Annotated in this window: 12 protein-coding genes and 2 CRISPR repeat arrays; all 12 genes read left to right on the top strand. The window is 39.5% G+C overall.

The window, feature by feature from the left end; genetic code table 11:
- Window positions 1-246: 246 nt before the first annotated feature.
- Window positions 247-2534: a CRISPR direct-repeat array (repeat unit 29 nt; unit sequence GTGTTCCCCACGAGTGTGGGGGTGATCCT).
- A 745-nt stretch (window positions 2535-3279) separates the two neighbouring features.
- The 12 genes from cas3 (at window position 3280) to PT285_RS07525 (ending at window position 18696) form a co-directional block, all read left to right on the top strand.
- Window positions 3280-6027 carry a CRISPR-associated helicase Cas3' gene (cas3, locus tag PT285_RS07580; RefSeq protein WP_277149291.1) on the top strand — a complete coding sequence of 916 codons (2748 nt, stop codon included), beginning with the start codon at window positions 3280-3282 and terminating at the stop codon, window positions 6025-6027.
- A complete protein-coding gene (locus PT285_RS07575) occupies window positions 6020-7732 on the top strand; it encodes a type I-E CRISPR-associated protein Cse1/CasA (protein WP_277149289.1) in 1713 nt (570 codons plus the stop codon). Before cas3 ends, PT285_RS07575 begins: the two co-directional genes overlap by 8 nt.
- 5 nt (window positions 7733-7737) lie before the next feature.
- Window positions 7738-8328: a type I-E CRISPR-associated protein Cse2/CasB gene (gene casB, locus PT285_RS07570; RefSeq protein ID WP_277149288.1), complete on the top strand. Its 591-nt coding sequence runs from the start codon at window positions 7738-7740 to the stop codon at window positions 8326-8328.
- Window positions 8328-9437: a type I-E CRISPR-associated protein Cas7/Cse4/CasC gene (gene cas7e / locus PT285_RS07565; RefSeq protein WP_277149286.1), complete on the top strand. Its 1110-nt coding sequence runs from the start codon at window positions 8328-8330 to the stop codon at window positions 9435-9437. Before casB ends, cas7e begins: the two co-directional genes overlap by 1 nt.
- Complete coding sequence (gene cas5e, locus PT285_RS07560; protein WP_277149284.1) at window positions 9418-10116, top strand: type I-E CRISPR-associated protein Cas5/CasD; 699 nt, start codon at window positions 9418-9420, stop codon at window positions 10114-10116. Before cas7e ends, cas5e begins: the two co-directional genes overlap by 20 nt.
- Window positions 10117-10128: 12 nt before the next feature.
- Entirely contained in the window at window positions 10129-10785 is a 657-nt protein-coding gene (gene cas6e, locus PT285_RS07555) for a type I-E CRISPR-associated protein Cas6/Cse3/CasE (RefSeq protein ID WP_277149282.1), read from the top strand.
- Window positions 10778-11731, top strand: a complete 954-nt coding sequence (cas1e, locus tag PT285_RS07550) for a type I-E CRISPR-associated endonuclease Cas1e (protein WP_277149280.1) — start codon at window positions 10778-10780, stop codon at window positions 11729-11731. The genes cas6e and cas1e overlap by 8 nt, the downstream gene beginning before the upstream one ends.
- Entirely contained in the window at window positions 11728-12624 is an 897-nt protein-coding gene (cas2e, locus tag PT285_RS07545; RefSeq protein WP_277149278.1) for a type I-E CRISPR-associated endoribonuclease Cas2e, read from the top strand. Before cas1e ends, cas2e begins: the two co-directional genes overlap by 4 nt.
- A 29-nt stretch (window positions 12625-12653) precedes the next feature.
- Window positions 12654-13659: direct repeats of the CRISPR family, unit length 29 nt; unit sequence GTGTTCCCCACGAGTGTGGGGGTGATCCT.
- A gap of 156 nt (window positions 13660-13815) precedes the next feature.
- Window positions 13816-15285, top strand: a complete 1470-nt coding sequence (locus PT285_RS07540) for an MFS transporter (protein ID WP_277149277.1) — start codon at window positions 13816-13818, stop codon at window positions 15283-15285.
- Between the two features lie 76 nt (window positions 15286-15361).
- Window positions 15362-16360, top strand: a complete 999-nt coding sequence (locus PT285_RS07535) for a D-2-hydroxyacid dehydrogenase (RefSeq protein ID WP_277149275.1) — start codon at window positions 15362-15364, stop codon at window positions 16358-16360.
- 243 nt (window positions 16361-16603) lie between these two features.
- Window positions 16604-18271 (top strand): PRD domain-containing protein, encoded by a 1668-nt coding sequence (locus tag PT285_RS07530; protein WP_277149273.1) that lies wholly within the window; start codon window positions 16604-16606, stop codon window positions 18269-18271.
- On the top strand, window positions 18268-18696 hold the full coding sequence (locus tag PT285_RS07525) for a PTS sugar transporter subunit IIA (protein WP_277149271.1): 429 nt from the start codon (window positions 18268-18270) through the stop codon (window positions 18694-18696). The genes PT285_RS07530 and PT285_RS07525 overlap by 4 nt, the downstream gene beginning before the upstream one ends.
- Window position 18697: the final 1 nt, after the last annotated feature.

Raw genomic sequence — 18697 nt, 5'->3', positions numbered from 1 at the left:
AAATAAATTTATTCAGTTGTATTTTATTTTGTTGCCGAGTTTATAATTTAAGTGTGAAATTTGAGTTAACAATTTAACATTTGACAATTAATTTAATAGATGGAGTTCGATCTACAGTCGAATAATTTTGAATAAATTATTATATTCTTTAGCTTTATAAATTAAAATATAGGCTCTTGTATACAAAGTAATGAAAAATGGTAAAATTAATATTTAGGAATATTGGTGTAATAGGATTCTTTTACTGTGTTCCCCACGAGTGTGGGGGTGATCCTATTATTATGAGTTTATTATCAATGGGTATAGAGTGTTCCCCACGAGTGTGGGGGTGATCCTATTTTGTGCAATCCACGGATAAGGAGCAAGCAGTGTTCCCCACGAGTGTGGGGGTGATCCTGAACTTTTCAGTATTTTTGTGACTTCACAAGCGTGTTCCCCACGAGTGTGGGGGTGATCCTAATTTAATTGTGTTAATATTAATATATACATTGTGTTCCCCACGAGTGTGGGGGTGATCCTTTTTGACCAATCAACATTATTTAAAGGCCCCGGTGTTCCCCACGAGTGTGGGGGTGATCCTAGGCTGCGGGACTTGAGGGACCTTGATGAGCAGTGTTCCCCACGAGTGTGGGGGTGATCCTTTCATCCGGGATTACTATACCTAACGCATTAAGTGTTCCCCACGAGTGTGGGGGTGATCCTAGCTAACCTTACAAGAACTGATCGCGACGCGCGTGTTCCCCACGAGTGTGGGGGTGATCCTGATGTTTTAAAAATGGAATATATTTGTCTTTTGTGTTCCCCACGAGTGTGGGGGTGATCCTATGCTAATCAGCGCTCACCTTTTCAAATTGAAGTGTTCCCCACGAGTGTGGGGGTGATCCTCTATTAACTGAAATGGTATTTTAAAACAATCCAGTGTTCCCCACGAGTGTGGGGGTGATCCTCAACCGTGGTCACCTTTTAACCGTTGGCATATGTGTTCCCCACGAGTGTGGGGGTGATCCTTAGTCACAGCCTCACTTATATCACTTACATTCGTGTTCCCCACGAGTGTGGGGGTGATCCCTCATGATCTGTGTCCAGGCAATAATTGACAATGTGTTCCCCACGAGTGTGGGGGTGATCCTTATTTATGAAGCTTATAAATTATATAAAGGAGGTGTTCCCCACGAGTGTGGGGGTGATCCCGTATTCATCAGCCTTTAATACTTTCTTGCAGTGTGTTCCCCACGAGTGTGGGGGTGATCCTTAAATGCTGATTCTTCACTTAGCATGATTTTGGTGTTCCCCACGAGTGTGGGGGTGATCCCGCTTGGCAAAATGTCGGTGACAACGTCGCCCAGTGTTCCCCACGAGTGTGGGGGTGATCCTGCCCCGACGTTTTTGCCAATTGTTTTTGAAAAGTGTTCCCCACGAGTGTGGGGGTGATCCTTACCCTATTAGGCTTAGCTTTAACTGCCTGTGGTGTTCCCCACGAGTGTGGGGGTGATCCTTAGCTTTCTTTTCCGTCCAGCATTTTTTAGATGTGTTCCCCACGAGTGTGGGGGTGATCCTAATGAAGGGCAGTTCGTATGGGTTAATACAATGTGTTCCCCACGAGTGTGGGGGTGATCCTATATGTTTCAAATTGAGTATTATGGTTATCCCGTGTTCCCCACGAGTGTGGGGGTGATCCTGATTTTGTTCCCATAGCAGTAATTGCGGCACCGTGTTCCCCACGAGTGTGGGGGTGATCCTTTTATTTTTCGTCCATAGAACTGAATTAGTTAAGTGTTCCCCACGAGTGTGGGGGTGATCCTGCCAACGTGGCCGGAAGCTCCTGTCCCGTGCCGTGTTCCCCACGAGTGTGGGGGTGATCCCTTACATCGACGACAATGGTGTGGAACAAATAAGTGTTCCCCACGAGTGTGGGGGTGATCCTGACTAATAGCTTGTTCTGATACACCAATTTCCGTGTTCCCCACGAGTGTGGGGGTGATCCTTAATTATACTTCTGAGGTTAATAGAAATAGTTGTGTTCCCCACGAGTGTGGGGGTGATCCTAATCCTTATGATGTTATAATTGGCGCAATTTTGTGTTCCCCACGAGTGTGGGGGTGATCCTAATTCTTATGATGTTATAATTGGCGCAATTTTGTGTTCCCCACGAGTGTGGGGGTGATCCTCCATTTAAGGAAGATATTTCAGATATTAATACGTGTTCCCCACGAGTGTGGGGGTGATCCCGCTTTTGTTCACGGAACAGAATTTACTGATGAGTGTTCCCCACGAGTGTGGGGGTGATCCTCCCTTTGACATGTTCTCAAACGGATTATTTTTGTGTTCCCCACGAGTGTGGGGGTGATCCTCCGGAACAGATTTATACCTGGTTGCTTGATTTGTGTTCCCCACGAGTGTGGGGGTGATCCTCCGGAACAGATTTATACCTGGTTGCTTGATTTGTGTTCCCCACGAGTGTGGGGGTGATCCTATGCTTCAAGCGATTAAATTGTTGTTCGGTTCGTGTTCCCCACGAGTGTGGGGTGTGATCCCTTTGAGGAGTTCGTCTTCGCCATTTCAATCATGTGTTCCGCGCAAATGTGGGAGTAATCCGGAATACTGAGTCAGGTATGGTTCAAGCTTTGGCTGTTTACGATAGATTGATTAGTGGATTAAAGATCTAGAAAATCTAAGTTCTTATTACCTTTGGTAATAGGAATTTTTTGTTTATGGAAAAGTTTTAGATAATAAAAAAGCAGATAAAGGAATAATCATCTTTTTATCTGCTTTAAAACATTTGACATTTAGACAAATTAATACCCCACAAAAGTAGGGAACACGATCCTTTAGCTATTACATTTGGATCACCCTCATTGATATGAGGAATACGTAATCAAGTTTATCATAAATCATAATCTAACAAGTTAAATTACCATGTTATTTTGTAAAATGTTGGAAGACATTTTTTGTAGTAAATAGATTAGTACAAAAAGTTTACTGATAACTTTTCTTATAGAAAGTTTTGTCATAAGATTCCCACCGTAATTATCACAGTGAACATTTTAATGGTTTAGATATTTGCTGATTTAGATTATAAGTTTAAAGTTATTTAAATATTCAAAAAATTTGTATAAAATGCTTATAATTCTTAATCGTTTTACTTCAAATTACTATTTTATTTTAATATAATAAAGTTATTTAAAAGAAAAGCGCTTGCAAAATAGTCTGTTGTGTTACATAATACTTTTTGTAAACAATGTAATAGCAAAAAACAAAAAAGGAGGCAAATTAGATGATATGAGTAATTTATCTAACAAAAGTTTAACTTTGTGGGGTAAGAAAAATGTTGAAGACGGCCAACAATTATGGTTACCATTAGTTGCTCATTTAACTGATACGCGAAACGTTATCAATTTTCTGTACAATCAATGGTTAAGTCAAGAACAACAAGAATTTTTAGCTCAGGGGTTATCCGATGAATCTGGTACAGAGATTCATAAATTGATTAAATTTTTAGGATTTGCACATGATATAGGAAAGGCTACCCCAGCTTTTCAAACTAAGGAATCATATATTGGAGATAGGTCTTTAGATGATCAATTAATTGAAAATCTAATTAGAAATGGCTTTTCTAAATTAGACGAACTGCAATTGGCTTCACGTTCTTCATCGCCTCATAATAAAGCTGGTGAAGCAATTTTATTGAATTTCAAAGTGCCAGAAACGGTTGCGGCTTTGATTGGTGGGCACCATGGGAAACCTGAATCAGGGTCTCCAATTGATGATTTAGATATTCATACAGTCAATTATTATCAAAGTGATCATGATGAAGCTTTAAAAGAGCCTTGGGTACAGGTGCAACATGAATTATTTAATTATGCTTTAGCAACATCAGGTTACCACAATGTTACTGAAATTCCCACTATAACTCAACCGGAAGCAGTCCTTTTAGAAGGCTTGATTATTATGGCAGACTGGTTAGCTTCAAGTGAGCGTACTAAAAATGGAAAAGAACTTTTTCCATTAATTAGTATCGATGAGTCATGGAACGACTTGGATATGCAAAAACGTTTCGAAAAAGCGATGAATAATTGGACGTTAAACGGTGAGTGGGAACCGCAGAAAATATCTGAAGTGACTGATCCGTACAAAGAACGTTGGGGCTTTAATGCTCGTCCAGTACAAAAGGTAATGACCAGAGAAATTGGTAAAACAATTGAACCAGAGATGATCATTGTTGAAGCACCGATGGGGTTAGGAAAAACGGAGATCGCATTAGTTGCAGCAGAGCAGTTGGCTTATACTTGCGGAGAAGATGGGGTATTTATCGGATTACCGACGCAGGCTACGAGCAATGCGATGTTTAAACGTGTTGATGAATGGATAGGAGAACTAGCTGACAAGCAAAAGGATAAGTTTTCAGTTAGGTTGATGCATAGCAAAGCAGAATTTAATGAGGCATATAAAGAATTGCCCGATGCTGAAAATATTGACAGCACTGGAGCTGTAACAATTAATTCGTGGTTTTCTGGGAAAAAATCAATTTTAACTAAGTTTACTATTGGAACAATTGATAATTTGCTTTCAATGGCGCTTAAGCAGAAACATCTCTTCTTAAAACATATAGGGCTTAGCGGAAAAGTAGTCATAATTGATGAGGTCCATGCTTATGATGCTTACATGAGTCAATATCTGTATAAGGCCATTAAATGGCTAGGGGCTTATCATGTTCCCATTGTAATTTTGTCAGCGACACTGCCAAAAGAAAAAAGAGAATCATTAATTAAAGCGTATTTAAAAGGAAAATATGGAATCAAATATAAAAACATTTTCAAGGCACCGACAAATTGGGAAAATAATCAAGCATATCCATTATTGAGTATTTTAGATGGCTGTAAATTAAAGCAGGTCTCTGACTTTCCAGGCAATAGCGACCAAAAACGGAAAAAATTGCAGGTGAAACGGATAAATTTGTCTGATGAAGAATTGATTGCTGATGTTTTAAACAAAATAAGTGATGGTGGAGTTGCTGGGGTAATTGTAAATACGGTTAAACGTGCCCAAAAACTTGCTGAACTGGTGGCACGAGAGGGGGTTGACTTTATGATATTGCATTCCGCATTTCTTGCGCCAGAACGGGCCAAGCAGGAAGAAAGATTGCAACAAGCAATTGGTAAAAGTGGTATGCGCCCTAAAAAATTGGTTGTAATTGGTACCCAGGTCTTAGAGCAATCTCTTGATATCGACTTTGATGTTCTTTATACAGATATTGCGCCGATGGACTTGATTCTGCAGCGTGCAGGTCGACTGCACCGTCATGAAATTAAACGGCCCCAAGAGTTGCAAAAACCGCAGTTATTTATCATGGGAGTTAACAAATTTGGTGATTATGGCGCTGCTAACCAAAGTATTTATCATAAATATTTGTTAATGAAGACGGATTATTTCTTAAAGGATAGCATTAATTTGCCTAATGACATCTCTGATCTTGTTCAAAAAGTTTATTGTTCTGAAACTGACTCTGAGGTCCCAGAAATTATGGCTCCTAAAGCCGATTTTATCAATTATATTGAAACTGAAGAGAGTAAAGCTAAACAGTTCCAAATTAATAAACCAGGAAAGAAAGTAATTCATGGCTGGCTTGATCGTAGCCAGACGAATGTTGATAAAGATGAACAAAAAGCAAGTGCTGCGGTTCGTGATATTCAAGAAACGATTGAGGTAGTGTTAATTAAGCATACAGCTGAAGGTGATTTTTTATTAGATGGACGCAAATTAGAAGATGTTGCAGATTATGAAATTGCCGAGCAAGTAATCAGGTTGCCTTCTGCGTTAACTGCATTTCCTAAAGCAGTTGAACAAATAATTGATGAACTTGAAAAGAGAACCAATCCTTATCACAATAAATGGGAAAATAGTATCTGGCTAAAAGGAGTATTAGTACTTCCCTTAAATGATAAGCTTACGGCAAAGATTGGAAAGTGGCGTATTCAATATTCTATGGAATTTGGTTTAAGTTATGCAAAGGAGGATGATCATGATTGAAAGAAAATTTAATTTGACTACTGATCCCTGGATCAAAGTAATTGATGCTGACACTAATCAGGAGCTAAAAGTTTCGTTAATAGACTTGTTTAAGAATGCACATCGATATCGGCAATTAGCTGGTGAAATGCGTGTACAAGATTTAGCAATTATGCGTTTATTATTGGCGATTTTAACAACGGTTTATTCACGTTTTAATGCAGATGGTAACTTATATGATTGGCTGGCAGGTGGTACAGATAAGTTTCAATCTGATGCTGAACTTGATGAAGACTGTGATGAAGAGGATATGGCCGAAGATACATTATTAACGTGGAAAGAGTTATACCAAAAAGGACAATTTTCGGATTTGGTGATTAAGTATCTGGAATATTATTCGGATCGGTTTGATTTTTTTGGTAAACATCCTTTTTATCAAGTAACTAAAGATGAATATGACAGCTTGGTGCCGGCAAACAAGGCAGTAGCCAAAGGAACGGGTGTTGTAACGGTTAAGCAGATTAACAGGCAAATTTCGGAAAGTAATAATTCGCCTGCTTTATTTGCACCAAAATCTGGTGAATATAAAAATGAAGTAGAGCTTGATGAGTTAGTCCGCTGGCTAATTGCCTATCAAAATTATACAGGGGTAACCGATAAGACCAAGATTAATGCCAGTGAAAAATTTTCTGTTTCACCAGGTTGGCTTTATAAGTTAAATCCAGTTTTGGTCAGTGGAAAGAGTATTTTCGATACATTAATGCTTAATCTGGTTTTATATAATCAAGCAGATCAAAAGCTAGCTTTGCAAAAACCTGTTTGGGAATTTGCAAGTGCAAAAGCATATGTTTCTGAACGACGAAAGGGAAACCTTCCAGATAATATTGCTGAACTTTATACAAGCTGGTCACGAGTTTTGCATATTGAATGGGATGAAAAGGGGCAGCCAACGATTTTTAGTGCAGGTCTACCAAAGATTGAAAATACTAATGCATTAATTGAGCCTATGACTGTGTGGCGTCAAGATAAGAAAACAAATGAGTATCGACCTGCAGTTAGAGGACTACAAACTTTAGGTAAAGCAATGTGGCGTAATTTTGGTAATTATGTCGATGTTAATAAAGAGAATGATACCAATGAACCGGGAATTATTAAATGGCTGCGCCTGCTTAAGGAAGATGGAGCAATTCCACGTACTAAATTGTTAACTTTAACTTCAATAGATTTGATTGACGATGGTAATGCAACTTCCCAATCGCCAGTTGCTGAAGTTTATGATGATATGAGCGTCAAGATCAATGTTTTATTTGATACAAGTAAGATTAATAATTGGCCGATTAGAATAGAGGGTGTAATTGATACTACCCAAGAGATTGGGACGGATTTTTGGCAATTTGCCCGTGATATTGGCGCAATTCGTGGCTTTCAAAAAGACGGTCTTAAAGAATATGCTAATCGGTTAAGTACGGAGTTTTATTATGGTTTGAATGAACCGTTTAAGCATTGGCTTGCTAATTTGACCGATCAAGATGAGCGTGATCAACAAGTTATTATTTGGGAAAATAGGCTCAGAAGTTATGCTTTTAAAGAAGGACAGAAGGTAGTAGATACTAGTTCGCCTCGTGATATTAAAGGAATTACTGATGAAAATGGGCTGCAAAATATTTTTACGATTATGGAACGGTTTAAATATCGTGTGAATCTTAATTTAAAGAAGGGAAAGTAGAGATTATGGCATATGATTATGTGATAAAAAACACAACTATGCGAATTATTGAGCGTCTTTATAATAATGGTGATCTTGATAAAGCTACTTTAGCGGGATTAAGAGGGGCTGTTACAATTACTAGCCCCAAGGCTCAAAAAGTGTGGCCTGTAATAATGAATTATTTGCCAAAAGAATACCTGAGCAAAAATGGTAAACCAACGACAGGAGAAATTGCTGTTTATGCTGCTGTGCGCTTTTATGCAATTTTTCAACAAGGGCAGGATAGATTTGTTTATGAAGTTTCAGGGGAGCAAGCAGAGGGTGAGAATTTGTTTACAGCCCTTGCTGCTTTAAGAAAGGTTGAAGAAATAAAGAAACCGCTAGATCACCGTGTTCAAGCATTGCTTGCAACCACAAATATTGACAGTGTGATAAACTCTTTAACCCATTTGGTAGAAATTTTAAAAGGCAAAGATAAAACAAAAAAGATTGATTACCCGCAGCTAGCGCAAAATTTATATAAATTTCAAATGAATTATCACTGTGCAAATGAGGTTAGGCTTGCATGGGGTGAACAATATTTTGGATTAAATAATGAAGGGAAACAATTATAATGAATAATAAGAATTTATATTTAGATTTAAGTGTTATACAAACAGTACCATCTTCAAATATTAACCGCGATGATACAGGTGCACCAAAGACGGCATTTTATGGCGGGGTCACACGTGCGAGAGTATCTTCACAAAGCTGGAAAAAGGCGATGCGCGATTACTTTAAAAAAGAAAATGAGCTAGTTGGTACTAGGACAAAAGAAGTAGCTGAATACTTGGCACAAAAAATGCAAACGTTAGACGATACTCTAGATAAAAAAACAGCAATGGAAAAATCTGTTACCGCTTTGGGTGCAGTTGGGATTAAAGCTAAAAAAGATAAGACTGCAGGCAAAATGCTGACTGGAGCTTTGCTATTGGTTAGTCCCGGACAAATCGATAAATTAGCTAAATATGTGCTTAAACACGATGACTTGACCGATAAAGATGCTAAAAAAGAAATTAAACAGATTTTAAAAGAAGATAATTCGTTAGATTTGGCATTGTTTGGCCGAATGGTTGCAGATAATCCCGAATTAAATGTTGATGCTTCAGCACAAGTAGCGCACGTAATTTCAACTCATGAAATTGTGCCAGAATACGATTACTTTACAGCGCTTGATGACTTACAGTCAAATGATACAAATGGTGCTGCCATGCTAGGGACAGTTGAATATGACTCGGCTACTTTGTATCGTTATGCAAATGTAAATATCAAAGATTTAGCTAAAAATCTTGGTAAGACGAATGCTGTTCAAAGTATAGCGGCATTTATCAAGGCATTTATTCTTTCCATGCCGACAGGTAAGCAAAATACTTTTGCTAATAAGACGTTACCTAATTATGTTATGCTCACTTTACGTACAGATACACCTGTCAATTTAGTATCAGCTTTTGAAGAACCTGTAACTAGCAAAAATGGTTATGTTGAAAAATCAGTTAGAAAATTGGAAAGGGCCTATAAATCTGCAAATAATTTAGTTGAAGAACCATTGCTGAACATTGTGCTATCACAAGTGGAGCTGCCTAATGATGAGCAATTTAAGCAAGTTGAGAAATTAGTTGAACTAATTGACCAAGTCACGGCCACTTTAACAAAGGTAATGCAAGATGAAGACACTAACGATTAGGTTAACTGCGCCACTGCAATCTTATGGAAATGAAGCAACTTTTGAAAGACGTACAACAGGTGACTATCCTTCAAAAAGTGCGGTAATGGGGATGCTCGCTGCAGCCTTAGGATATAGCCGTGATGATCAGCGAATCCAGAAACTGAATTCGTTACAGTTTGCTGTAAGAATCGACCAACATGGTAAGATGATGACAGACTTTCAAACGGTTGAATGGAAATCAGGCACACGGAAAATTACATACCGTGATTATTTGCAAGACGCTGTTTTTGTCACAGCAATTGGAGGTAAGGCTACTGAGATTGAACAGATTGAATATGCGTTAAAGCACCCCCACTATGCATTATTTTTAGGGCGTCGTTCGAATGTACCAGCTGGAATATTGAAGATAAATGAGTTTATTGATATGGACCCAGTTTCTGCATTAAAAGCTTTACCCTGGCAGGCTTCTAAATGGTATCAAAAAAGACGTAGAGCAGATAAAATGGTAAAGGTTCAATTAATTGCTGATGCAAATTTACTTTCTGCTAATACAACCAGTTTAATTAAGGACCAGGTGATTTCATTTGATTCAAGAGATCGGCGGTATACATCGCGTTTAGTTGCTGCTACGCAAGTTGAGCTGGCTAACCCAGCCTTTAAGCAGGATACCCAACACGATGCTATGGCATTTTTATAGAAAGGAGCAGAAATGTATTTATCAAGAGTTGAAATTGACGTTAATAATCGGCAAAAAACAAAAGATTTAACGCAGCTTTCTGCCTTTCATGGCTGGGTAGAACAAAGTTTTCCTGACGAAATTAAAGCTGGAAAAAGATTGCGACATTTATGGCGGATTGATCAGTTAGCTGGTAAAACGTATTTGCTATTATTAAGTGAAAATATTCCAGATAAGCAACAACTTTTACGTTATGGCGTAGCCGATACATTTATTACTAAAAGTTACGATAGAATGCTTAATGGTATAAAGCAGGAGCAATTAATGCAATTTAGATTGACAGCTAATCCTACGCATACTGTGAGTGAGCCTGGTAAAAAACAAGGGCGTGTCTTTCCTCATGTTACTGTAGAACAACAGCTGAAGTGGTTAATTGGACGTTCTGAAAAGCTGGGTTTCCAGTTAGTAACTAAAGATAATAAGTTATCTTTTGACATTGTTGGTCGTGATTGGCCTTTGCTTTCTCATAAGGGTAAGCGGAGAGTGCGTCTTAGCCGGGTAACTTTTGAAGGTATTTTACGTATAACGGATGCAGACAAATTTAAACAAGCCTTAATCAACGGAATTGGACGTGAAAAAGCTTTTGGCATGGGTCTGATGACGGTAATACCGAGGACGAACAATGACTAATAAGTTTGGTGCCAAAAAGCCTGAATTACCTGAGCTGACTAGAATTAAGGACAGAATAACTTTTCTTTATTTTGAACATGCAAAATTAAATAGGCAGGATAGTGCGCTTCTTGTAACCGATAGCCGTGGAACCGTTTTTGTTCCGGCAGCAATTGTAAGTGTGTTAATGCTAGGACCAGGTGTTGATGTGACACATCGTGCCATAGAATTAATTGGTGATGCCGGTATGGGAGTTGTCTGGGTGGGAGAACGAGGCGTGCGGCAATATGCACATGGGCGATCATTGAATCATTCGTCGCGACTGCTTGAAGCACAGGCAAAACTAGTCTCTAATAAACGTACACGAGTTGCGGTAGCCCGAAAAATGTACCAAATGCGTTTTCCTAATGAAGATGTTTCTGGATTATCAATGCAGGAATTAAGAGGGAAAGAAGGCAGCAGAGTACGAGGAATTTATCGTGAGCAAGCAAAAGCAACTGGTGTTTTGTGGACTAGACGGGAATATAATCCGGATGATTTTGAAGCTGGGACACCGATTAATAAAGCCCTAACGGAAGCTCATCAAGCTTTATATGGCCTAAGCTATAGTGTTATTGTAGCAATGGGAGCTTCTCCTGGATTAGGTTTTGTTCATACCGGACATGATTTAGCTTTTGTATACGATTTTGCAGATTTATATAAGGCAGAATTTTCAATACCCGTTGCATTTGAAATGGCGGCAAAGTACGGTAATGATAAAGATATTGCTACTAAAACGCGTTTAGCGATGCGGGATGTGTTTACAGATGGTAAGTTGCTGGTAAGAATGGTAAAAGATTTGAAAGATCTTTTAAATGTGGACGATGAAATTAATAATATTGATGTTATTAATCTCTGGGATGATAAATTAGGCTTACAGAAATTTGGGGTTCAATATCATGAGTTAGATCAGGATGAAGAAATATGATAGTAGTTACTTTAACTAAAGTTCCACCATCTTTAAGAGGCGATTTAACTAAGTGGTATCAAGAAATTCAATCCGGTGTTTACGTTGGCAACGTGAGTGCAAGAATTCGTGATTTGTTATGGGACAGAGTAGTTAAGAATATTGGTAACGGTGAAGCTACAATGGTTTATAATACGAATAATGAACTGGGATATCAGATTAAAACTACACGTAAGAGGTATGAAGTTGTTGATTTTGATGGTATTCCATTGATGATGCGTCTTAATTCTATTGATGAATCGGGTCCTGAAAAACATGGTTTTAGTAATGCAGCTAAATTTCATCGTGCTAAATTAATGGTACAAAGCTCAAAAGAGGATAGTTCAAATAAAACCAAAGAACAAATTGTTTCACTTGATATTGAAACAACGGGTTTGAAGGCAGGTAAAGATAAAATTATCTCTATTGGTGCTGTTAAAAAAATTAATGATCAGAATTATGATAACTTTTATAGATTAATTAAAATTGATATTGCGGTACCTAAGTCAATAACTGAATTAACCGGTATAACGGCAGAATTATTAAAAAGTGATGGAGTCGCTTTAGATATAGCACTCAGAGAATTAACTGATTTTGTCGGCTCTGCAATAGTTATTGGTTATAACTTACAGTTTGATGTATCATTTCTCATGTATGGCTATAAAACATCAAACTTAAAAGGATTTGATAATAAAACTTTAGATTTATTGCCTCTAGTCAAAAAATTAGAGAAATTTCTTGATAATTATCGGTTAAAAACCGTTTTGGATTTTTATAATATTAAAAATTTGAAACCACATAACGCGTTATCAGATGCCAAGGCAACGTTGCTGTTGGCGAATAAACTAATGGAAAATGGTAAGATTAAAATTTAGAAATGCTGGCATAATAAGGATCTTTTACTGTGTTCCCCACGAGTGTGGGGGTGATCCTGATTAAGGATGGTATTCACCCTTATATAAGGGGTGTTCCCCACGAGTGTGGGGGTGATCCTAAATGTTACTGTAGGTCAGCATGTATCAGCAAGTGTTCCCCACGAGTGTGGGGGTGATCCTTTCAACTACTTTCTTAAGTAAACCTTGAGAAGGTGTTCCCCACGAGTGTGGGGGTGATCCTCAGCGCAGCCAACAGAACCCTCACGAGTAGCCAGTGTTCCCCACGAGTGTGGGGGTGATCCTGACAATAACAAGGGAGTAGGGAGCGGCAAAAAGTGTTCCCCACGAGTGTGGGGGTGATCCTTAAGTCGCACGCATGGGTTTCCGCGAATATATGTGTTCCCCACGAGTGTGGGGGTGATCCTTACAGTCAGTCCGCTACCAGCTGGGGCAATTAGTGTTCCCCACGAGTGTGGGGGTGATCCTCTGCCTCTGTAATATTGAACACGCATATGATCGTGTTCCCCACGAGTGTGGGGGTGATCCTCCCAAATAGCACTTTTGATGTTTTTCAAAAAAGTGTTCCCCACGAGTGTGGGGGTGATCCTCCAGTGGACGCGCTCAAGATTAGCCGTGCTGTGTGTTCCCCACGAGTGTGGGGGTGATCCCACATAGCCGTAGAAGACTTTATGATGGTCCCAGTGTTCCCCACGAGTGTGGGGGTGATCCTATAAGTAAATTCATAGTAATCATCATAATTCTGTGTTCCCCACGAGTGTGGGGGTGATCCTATAAGTAAATTCATAGTAATCATCATAATTCTGTGTTCCCCACGAGTGTGGGGGTGATCCTTCATCTGCTCCGGTGACTAATGCCAAATCATGGTGTTCCCCACGAAGGTGGGGGTGATCCTGGAATGTCATTATCTATGCAATATTTTCCTAAGTGTTCCCCACGAATATGGGGGTGATCCAAAGATACATACTGATACTGACAAGTGGGCTTTGTGTTCTCCACGGATGTGGGGGTAGTAGTCCTTAATTATTACAAATTTAACTTGCACTAAAACGATTAATTTTTTTTACTTTAGCTCTTGAAATTTCTCTTAGTAGCTTCATAATTAAAGACAGAAAATTTAAATCCTTGTTACATTAGTAATGGGGATTTTTAGTTTGTTGAGGAAAACTACTGATGACGAAAAAGCAGATCAAATATGTCACAATTGCCCTGATACTGGGCAATGTCATGTCTGGAATGGACGGGACAATTATCAATACAGCCATTCCGGCAATCGTTGCCAGCCTGCATGGTATCCAGTTCATGGGCTGGATCGTCGCAATTTTTTTGCTGGGAATGTCAATTTCAATTCCCTTGTGGACCAAAATCGGTGAAAAAATCACTAATAAATTATCATTTGAACTTTCTTTAGCCTTCTTCATGCTAGGCGCAATTTTTGAGGCAGTAGCCCCTAATATTTATTTCTTCTTGATTGCACGCCTGGTCATGGGCATCGGTGCCGGAGGAATGGGTTCGCTGCCGTACATTATCGTTGGCTATATTTATCCGAATATTAAAAAGCGCACTAAAATTTTGGGTTATTTGACCGCTAGTTTCAATGCTGCCGCCATCATGGGGCCGCTGATTGGCGGTTCAATTATTGATGCTTTGTCCTGGCACTGGGTCTTTTATCTGAATATTCCCATTGGCCTCATTGCAATAATTATCAGTTGGCTTTTCTTCCGGCCGGTCACGCCCAAATCCAAGCTTAAATTCGATTTTTCCGGCGCATTTTTATTGGCAACAGGTCTCTTGCTTTTTTTAATGGGAATCCAGCTGTTGGGTCTGGCAAGTACGTGGATTGTTGTGACCCTGATTGTTGTCAGTCTAGTTTTTATAGCAGGTTTCTTAATCAATGAGCATAATTGCAGCAACCCGATTATTCCGCTAACGATTTTTAAAAGCCGGGCATTAAACGGTGACTTTCTGCTTTTTGCCTTTACTTGGGGCGCCTACATTGCGGTTAATACCTATTTACCGATGTGGTCGCAAGCGCTCTTGGGAACAACGGCCTTAGTCGGCGGCATGACGTTAGTGCCTAATTCGATTATTGATATTATTTCGTCACAATCAGTGGCCACGATTAAGGATCACATCAGCAATTTTGCTTTGGTCCTGATTGGGACTAGCGCTATCACTGTATCTGTCGGCGGGCTCTTCTTAGCTAACCTGCAGACGCCAATTCAGTTTTTAACATTTATCTGTGCTTTTTCGGGAATCGGCGTCGGTTTCATCTTTGTTGCTCTGCAGGTCAAGGTGCAAGTTGATGCGGGATTTGAAAATATGGCCACGGCCACCTCAACTTCGTATTTAATCAGAATCATGGCGCAAACAATCATGTCGGCTGTTTACGGCGTGATCATGAATCTTGCTTTAGCACGCGGGGTCAAGCAGCATCAAGGCATCACGATGCACATGATGAATGAATTGAGTGATGCCAAAAGCGCGCGCCGCCTGCCGCAAGCGCTGCTTCCGCAGATGCGCGATATTTTTCATTCCGGGATTCACGAGATTATGCTGGTTTCCTTATTTTTGCTGGCAATCGCTTTCATTCTGAATTTTTATTTTAATTTGCAGCACAATAATAAAAATAAATTAAAATAAAAATTAAAAAACTGTTTAAAAACTTATCGATTATCGATAAAATAAAGATAAGATTTTTTATCAAAGGAGAATGATTATGAAAGCATTACTATATAATATGACACCCGAGCAGATGGTGTACGTTGATAAGTGGAACAAGGAACATCCCGATGATGACCTAGAAACAACCGACGATTACTTGAATGCAAAAACGGTTGAGCAGGCTAAGGGGTTTGACGTTGCCAGCGTGATGCAGGTTGAGGACATTGATGAAGAAGCAGTCTACCAAAAGCTGGCTGAATATGGCATCACACACCTAGCTTTGCGTTCTGTTGGTTACAATATTATTAACTGGGATTATGTACATAAGTACAATTTGTTGATTACCAATACCCCTGCATATTCGCCGCGAGCAGTTGCCGAAAACGCATTGACCTCAGCCATGTTCTTGCTGCGCAAGTGGGGCAAGATTTTCAAGAACGAACAAAACCTGAATTTTGTTCGTGAAGCCGACCTGATGAGTGACGAAATTTATAACAAGACGGTCGGAATCATCGGTGTCGGCCGAATTGGTTCTGCAACAGCAGAAATTTTTCACGCTTTGGGTGCCAAGGTAATTGGCAATGATTTGATCGAAAATCCGGCAAACGAAGCCTTCTTGACCTATACCGATTTTGACACGGTCATTAAGAATGCCGATATCTTGACCCTGCACACGCCGCTTGACCCAAGCATTGTGGATATGATCGGTGCGAAGCAGTTCAAGGAAATGAAGGATTCCGCGATTTTGATTAACCAGGCTCGGGGCCCACTCGTTAACACGCAAGACCTGATCGAGGCACTGAAGAAGCACGAAATTGCCGGTGCCGGACTTGATGTTTTAACCGAAGAAAATGACTTCTTTATGCATAAGTTCACCAGCATGGATCAACTGCCAAAAACATACCAAGAACTGGCTAAGATGGATAATGTTGTGGTAACACCACACTCAGCTTATTACACCAAAACCTCGGTCAAGAATATGATTGAGCACAGCATGACTGATGCCAAGCGGGTGATCAATGGGCAGAAACCGGTTTATCCAGTTGAACTATAATTATTAAATTTTTTATAAGTTATCATAATCATTAAGTTATATGTTAGTCACGGATAGTTATTCTTGATAAACTATCTTTGATTAGGTATGCTTAAAACTTAATATTAATCATAGAAGCAATCGTTAAGATTGCTTTTTTGTTTTCTGAAAAAAGGTGTTCAGCTTTTTTCTGTTTTTGAGATTATTTTTTTGGACTTCTTTGAAAAGGACGAATTTTATATGATATGCAATAGAGGTGATAGCTTGAATGAAAGATATGTGCCTGATAGTAAAGAAAGAAAATATTTTATCTTAGCTAGACTATTAGACGACGAACATTTGAGCTATAAGCAGCTGTCTGAAGAATATCTAGTGTCGCGCAGCAGTATTGCCAACGATATTATCTTTGTGAAGCAAACACTAAAAGAAGATGGCCTCAGCTTAGCCTTTGATAATACAGGCACATATATTTGTGGAGGTGGCGCACAAAGACAAAAAGCTATAAAGCGCATAGTAACGGATTTATTAGTTAAATTGCCGGAGAAAAAGCAGGTACTAACGGTATTGCAGCTTTTTCTTGATTATCAAGTGTACAAGCAGGTGCAGGCAATCATCTGGGAAAAGCTCTGTAGTTGGTCGCTGGAAGTTCCGGAAGACCACTTACTGGAAATCGTTGCTTCAACTTCAATCTTAATTTCACGCGGGAAAAAAGGCTTTCATATTGAGGACAATAATCAGGAGCAGTATAACCAAGCCTTAGCGCAATTTGAAAAGTATCCTTTGGTCCATAAGTTGCTGGAAACGGTGGAGCAGGCCGGCCTGTATCATTTTACGGACTGCGAATTGCGATATTTATCATTAATTGTTATCGGTAACGGTTTCAACTATTTTATGGAAAATACCACGATCCCGGCAGCCTTTAAGAAAAAGGTGAAGAGCTTTATTAGGAATGTGAGCGAGGAAACCGGAACAGATTTTTGCAATGATGAAAAGTTAGAAACGGCTTTGCTAACGCATTTATACCAAATGATCTTTCGTCTGCAGTCTGGTACCAATGTTATTAACCCACTGCTAAAGGAAATAAAGGCAGATTATACAAAAATTTATGGCGTTGTCTGGTATGCCTTGCGGGAGTTTGGCAACGAAACCGGCTTGAAGATTTCCGATGATGAAGTGGCCTTCGTCACAATTCATTTTCAGGCCGCAATTGAACGCCATAAACGAGAACGGCACGTTCTGTTTGTTTGTCCCCACGGCATTGGAACCAGTTCATTGATTTCGGAGCAGATTCGGCAGATTTTACCGGCGCGCTCTGTGCTGGATGTTATTTCGCGGGCGACAGTCGATAAGCAGGATTTAACGCAGGTTGATCTGATTGTTTCAACGGTTGCTTTGCCCTCACTGCCAGTTCCGGTGGTGCAAGTCTCGCCGCGGTTTACAGCTGCAGATATGAAAAAGGTTGCCCAAAAATTGATTGATGTAACCCTTATCCAGAGCCTTTCAACCGGCAATCAGGCACTTGACTGGTCAAAAATCTGCACGATTTTAAAAAATAAAATTTTTTTTGGCAGTGCCGCAAATCAAGAGGAAGTCATTGCGTTTTTAACTAAACAAAATAAGTGGTCTTCTCATGAAAAGGAACAAAATTATGAAAAATCTGTTTTAAAACGCGAGCAATTTCAAACCACCTACTTAGAGAATGGCTTCGCGATTCCTCATGGTGATCCCCAAAAGGTTGATGTCAGCTGTATTGCAATTTATGTCTCAGATAAGCCAATTGCGTGGGACGGGCACCAGGTTGATGTGGTATCGCTTTTGATGATTCGTAATGAAGATAAAGCGGCAGTTGAGCCGTTTATGAATTTGGTTATGCGCGGAATTAATGATAAGGAATGGTTTATTTCAATAGTAAAGGAGATTAAACAAAAGTGATTTTTGACGAACAAAATGTTCAAGTAGTCGATAGTATTGCGAATTGGCAGGAAGCGGTGAAGCTTGCAAGTGAGCCATTAATTGCCAATCAGTCTATTTCAGAAAAATATATTACCAACATGATTAAAAGCGTTGGTGATAACGGCCCCTACATGGTTTTAGCTGATTACTTTGCGCTCATGCATGCACGCCCCGGCGAAGGGGTCAATAAAATGTCAATGAGCTTGCTTGTAACCCATGAAGCGGTTGACTTGGCCGGCAAACCTGTGAAAATTTTTTTGATAATGGCCGCGACTGATAATGCAAGCCACCTCGAGAGCCTGCAAAAAGTGATGACCATCTTTATGGATCAAGATGATTTTCAAACAATTTTAACTGGTAAGAAAGACAAGATTATTTCAATTTTAAATAAAATGGAGGATTAAT

The organism is Lactobacillus sp. ESL0791, assembly GCF_029433255.1.
Lineage (GTDB): Bacteria > Bacillota > Bacilli > Lactobacillales > Lactobacillaceae > Lactobacillus.
Note: the sequence above shows the minus strand (reverse complement) of the source record. Positions and strands in the feature narration are given on the sequence as shown.